General features: G+C 51.3%; 4 protein-coding genes and 1 pseudogene. 3 read left to right on the plus strand and 2 right to left on the minus strand.

The window, feature by feature from the left end:
* Positions 1–112, plus strand: a 112-nt coding sequence (locus tag QZ506_RS11160; protein WP_291968255.1) for an IS1 family transposase, incomplete at its 5' end; no start/stop codon positions are given.
* Positions 113–124: 12 nt separating this feature from the next.
* Here QZ506_RS11160 and miaB read toward each other — a convergent pair.
* Positions 125–1,543: a tRNA (N6-isopentenyl adenosine(37)-C2)-methylthiotransferase MiaB gene (gene miaB / locus QZ506_RS11165; RefSeq protein WP_291971102.1), complete on the minus strand. Its 1,419-nt coding sequence runs from the start codon at positions 1,541–1,543 to the stop codon at positions 125–127.
* Between the two features lie 209 nt (positions 1,544–1,752).
* Between miaB and ubiF the strand changes: the two genes are divergently transcribed.
* Positions 1,753–2,934, plus strand: coding sequence for a 3-demethoxyubiquinol 3-hydroxylase (gene ubiF / locus QZ506_RS11170; RefSeq protein WP_291971104.1), 1,182 nt, complete (start codon positions 1,753–1,755; stop codon positions 2,932–2,934).
* A gap of 76 nt (positions 2,935–3,010) precedes the next feature.
* On the plus strand, positions 3,011–3,340 hold the full coding sequence (locus QZ506_RS11175; RefSeq protein ID WP_291971106.1) for an SMR family transporter: 330 nt from the start codon (positions 3,011–3,013) through the stop codon (positions 3,338–3,340).
* Between the two features lie 385 nt (positions 3,341–3,725).
* On the opposite strand, the pseudogene QZ506_RS11180 reads toward QZ506_RS11175, so the two are convergent.
* Positions 3,726–4,301 (minus strand): annotated as a pseudogene (locus tag QZ506_RS11180) (IS5 family transposase); the annotation flags it as partial.

Below are 4,301 nucleotides of genomic sequence, written 5' to 3' on the forward strand. Positions count from 1 at the left end.
ACTGCGTAACCGATTGCAACGGCTCAATCGCAAGACGCTGGGATATTCAAAATCATCCGAAATGCACGATAGGATCATCGGTACTTACATCGAACGCGAGTACTACGTTTGATGCTACATCAACTCATTGAATACACGACCCGATATCGTTCTCTTTGCGGGTTCGTGCAATCACGGAGGCTGGAGATTCGTTGATGCGCAGACCCATCTGGTCTTCGGTTTTGACAACCACACCGCGCAGTGAATTAGGACGAACGTCAACAATTTCAACATCAACGAACTTACCAATCATATCCGGGGTGCCTTCGAAGTTAACCACACGGTTATTTTCTGTGCGACCTGACAGTTCCATCACGCTTTTGCGCGATGTACCTTCCACCAGAATGCGTTGGATGATGCCTAGCATACGGCGGCTGAACTGCATCGCTTGCTGGCTGATACGTTCTTGCAGAATATACAGGCGCTGCTTTTTCTCTTCTTCGCTGACATCATCAACCATGTCTGCGGCGGGGGTCCCCGGACGCGCAGAGTAGATAAAGCTAAAGCTCATATCAAAATTGACATCACCAATCAGTTTCATGGTTTGTTCGAAATCTTCCTGGGTTTCACCGGGGAAGCCGATGATGAAGTCGGAACTGATATGAATATCCGGTCGTGCGCTGCGCAGTTTACGAATGATGGCTTTGTATTCCAGCGCGGTATGGCGGCGCTTCATCATGGTCAGAATACGATCGGAACCGCTCTGTACTGGCAGATGAAGGAAGCTCACAAGTTCAGGCGTATCTTCGTAGACGCTGATGATATCGTCGGTAAAATCAATCGGGTGACTGGTAATAAAGCGGAGACGGTCAATACCGTCTATTGCTGCTACCAGACGCAGCAAATCGGCAAACGAGCATATACTGCCATCAAAATTTTCACCACGATAGGCGTTGACGTTTTGACCCAACAGGTTAACTTCGCGTACCCCTTGTGCGGCCAACTGCGCAATTTCATATAAGACGTCGTCACAGGGCCGACTGACTTCTTCACCGCGCGTATAAGGCACCACGCAAAATGAGCAGTATTTGTTGCACCCTTCCATGATGGAAACAAACGCCGTCGGCCCTTCGGCACGAGGTTCCGGCAGCCGATCAAATTTTTCGACTTCCGGGAAGCTGATATCCACCACCGGGCTATATGTGCCCTGCACGTGGTTAATCATTTCTGGCAGGCGGTGCAGCGTTTGCGGGCCAAAAATCAGATCGACATAGCTGGCGCGTTCGCGAATATGCTCGCCTTCCTGAGAAGCAACACAGCCGCCCACTCCAATAATCAGATCGGGGTTGTTCTCTTTCAGCGCTCTCCAGCGGCCAAGTTGATGGAAAACTTTTTCCTGTGCCTTTTCACGGATAGAACAGGTATTCAGCAGCAGAACGTCAGCCTCTTCGGCCACCTCGGTCAGCTCATAACCGTGTGTACTTTCCAGAAGGTCAGCCATCTTGGATGAATCGTATTCATTCATCTGACAGCCCCAGGTTTTAATGTGCAGTTTCTTTGTCATCGACTTGTCATTACTCAGTGCGGGTGAAAAAGCGTATTACCAAATCATAGATGCACGGAAATACGGACGGGGCACACATTGTAATCTTTTGCTGCGGTTGTGACCAGAGCGCGAAATTTGTTGAGCGTTTTTTCGCAGAGTCAACGCGGTTGTCGAAAATCCAGTACACTGTGCCTATCAGTCACACAGTTTGAGTCGGTTTAGACACGATGAACAGAATAAATCAACGGTATGATGCCATCGTGGTCGGTGGCGGGATGGTCGGTGCCGCAGTCGCGCTCGGGCTCGCGCGCAACGGTTTTCAGGTCGCGGTGTTGGAGCAGTCCGCTCCCGCCGCCTTTATGGCCGACAGTGCGCCGGATATTCGGGTTTCAGCGCTGGGATATGCGTCTGTTTCACTGTTAAAGTCGTTGGGTGCATGGTCGTGCGTTGAGCAGATGCGCTGTGCGCCTTATCGCCGGTTGGAAACCTGGGAATGGGATGATGCACGGGTTGCCTTTAGCGCCGCCGACCTGCACCTGCCCGAATTGGGATTTATGGTGGAAAACCGGGTATTGCAACTGGCATTGTGGCAATGCATGGCTGAGCAGCAGCGGTGTGATATTCGTTGCCCCGCTCAAATACGCAGCATGGTTCGTACGCCCGCGTGCTGGCAGATCGCGCTGGATAGCGGTGAGACATTGAGTGCGCCCTTGGTGCTTGGTGCGGATGGCGCGAACTCGCGTGTGCGCCAGTGGGCGGGTATCGGCATCAATGGATGGCAGTACCGGCAATCGTGTCTGTTGATTGCCGTGGATACCCAGCAACCTCAGCAGGATTGTACTTGGCAGCAGTTTACGCCTCAGGGACCGCGTGCATTTTTACCGCTGTTTGGATCATGGTGCGCGTTGGCGTGGTATGACAGCCCGCGCCGTATTCGTCAGCTTCAATCACTGCCGTTGCCACAGTTGGATAACGCAATTGCAGAAACTTTCCCCACACGTTTGGGGCACGTGAAGTCGGTTGCCGCCGGGGCGTTCCCACTGGTGCGTCGTCATGCACAACGTTATGTGGCTGAAGGGATCGCCTTGGTGGGGGATGCCGCCCATACCATTAATCCACTCGCCGGGCAGGGCGTGAATCTCGGCTATCGTGACGCGGACGCGTTTATTGATGTTGTGACTGGCGCGCGGGAGGCAGGGGAATGCTGGTACAGTGATGCCGTTTTGCTGCGTTATCAGCGTCGGCGTAAGGCTGATAATTTGTTAATGCAAAATGGCATGGACCTGTTTTATAACGCGTTCAGTAATCGTTTACCACCATTGACCTTTGCCCGAAACATGGCATTGCTGGCTGCTGAGCGTGCAGGACATCTTAAAACGCTAGCGCTGAAATATGCCATCGGTGTGTAACTTGTTGGTGTTAGTGTGGTGACGGTTGTCGATTTCTAAGGCGCTAGTGCGCAATTTTTTAAGGTAGCGGTTGTTTATGACGTATCTGTTTCTTTCTCTCGCCATTGTGGCGGAAGTGATCGCCACCTCGGCGCTCAAACTTTCGGATGACTTTAGTCGTTTAATGCCTAGCATTATTACTGTGATCTTTTATGGCGTGTCGTTCTATTGCCTTTCTCTGACGATGCGCACGTTACCGACTGGCATCATTTATGCCATCTGGTCTGGGGTTGGGATTGTGCTGATTGCCACGGTGAGTTGGCTATTTTACGGACAGAAGCTCGATTTGCCTGCGATACTGGGGATGTTTCTGATTATTCTGGGCGTGATTGTGATTAACCTGTTTTCCAAGTCGGTGGCGCATTGAAACGGTATCTTTGGTAGGTACTGAAGTGCTCTTCGTTTGTTGATTTGTGGTTTAACGCTCTCACTATGATCGTCTCTCAGCGCGTGTTTTCATTGTCCGATGGAGAAAGTAGACTCAATCTGTTAGTAATGATTGTCGCGCTGTGCTGAGGCCACCAACTTTGGCAAGCAAAAGAACCCAACTTCGCTGTTGGTTTTTTTTGCCTGTATATTGTGCGTTAATCGTGTTACTCAGGACCGCTCTTTAGTCGTTGGTATGCGGTTGCGCCTCCGTGCTAGGGTTATGTGGCATACGTCATGTTGAGAGGTAAAGACCTGTCCGGGTGACAAGTAGTGCTGGTTCGGTCCTTGGCCTGAGCGCGACAATTGTTACTAGGCTGTGTCTCTTAATTGCATAACTTATTGTAAAATAGGTGGATGCAGCACAGTTGAACCATCGACAGATAATTCCTCGCCGTTTTGTCATAACGTGTGGCAATACGGCGGTATTCTTTTAATCGGCCAAAACATCTTTCCACTACATTGCGATGACGGTAAGCGTCACCGGCGAACCGTGAGCGCCCGTCCGAAGCCATTTTTTCATTCGTTTTTTTGGGGATGACTGCCCTTATCACCTTTTGTTTCAGCTCGTTGCGTGGTGCATGCCCTGAATAAGCTTTGTCAGCCAGCACCGCATAACCACGACGCTTTATGCTACCGTTCTGGCGCTGAACACCAATACCGTCCAGAAGACGTAATGCGAACTGGCTTTCGTGAGCCTGTCCGGTGCTCAGCAGGATGTTTAACGGGAGACCACTTCCGTCTGTTGCCAGATGGATTTTGGTGCCAAAACCACCGCGAGAGCGACCCAGACCGTTATCTCCGGAGATATCGGGATGTTTTTTTGAGCACCGGCAGCGCATTTCAGCGCCCGGATATTACTGCCATCCAGCGCCGTGGTAGACCAGTCAACGAGACCATGC

Origin of the sequence: Candidatus Symbiopectobacterium sp. (assembly GCF_020054415.1) — a bacterium.
Classification (GTDB): domain Bacteria; phylum Pseudomonadota; class Gammaproteobacteria; order Enterobacterales; family Enterobacteriaceae; genus Symbiopectobacterium.

Excerpts from the sequence above, each read along its gene's own strand:
- miaB (WP_291971102.1), bottom strand. The coding sequence starts at position 1,543 with ATGACAAAGAAACTGCACATTAAAACCTGGGGCTGTCAGATGAATGAA.
- ubiF (WP_291971104.1), top strand. The coding sequence starts at position 1,753 with ATGAACAGAATAAATCAACGGTATGATGCCATCGTGGTCGGTGGCGGG.
- QZ506_RS11175 (WP_291971106.1), top strand. The coding sequence starts at position 3,011 with ATGACGTATCTGTTTCTTTCTCTCGCCATTGTGGCGGAAGTGATCGCC.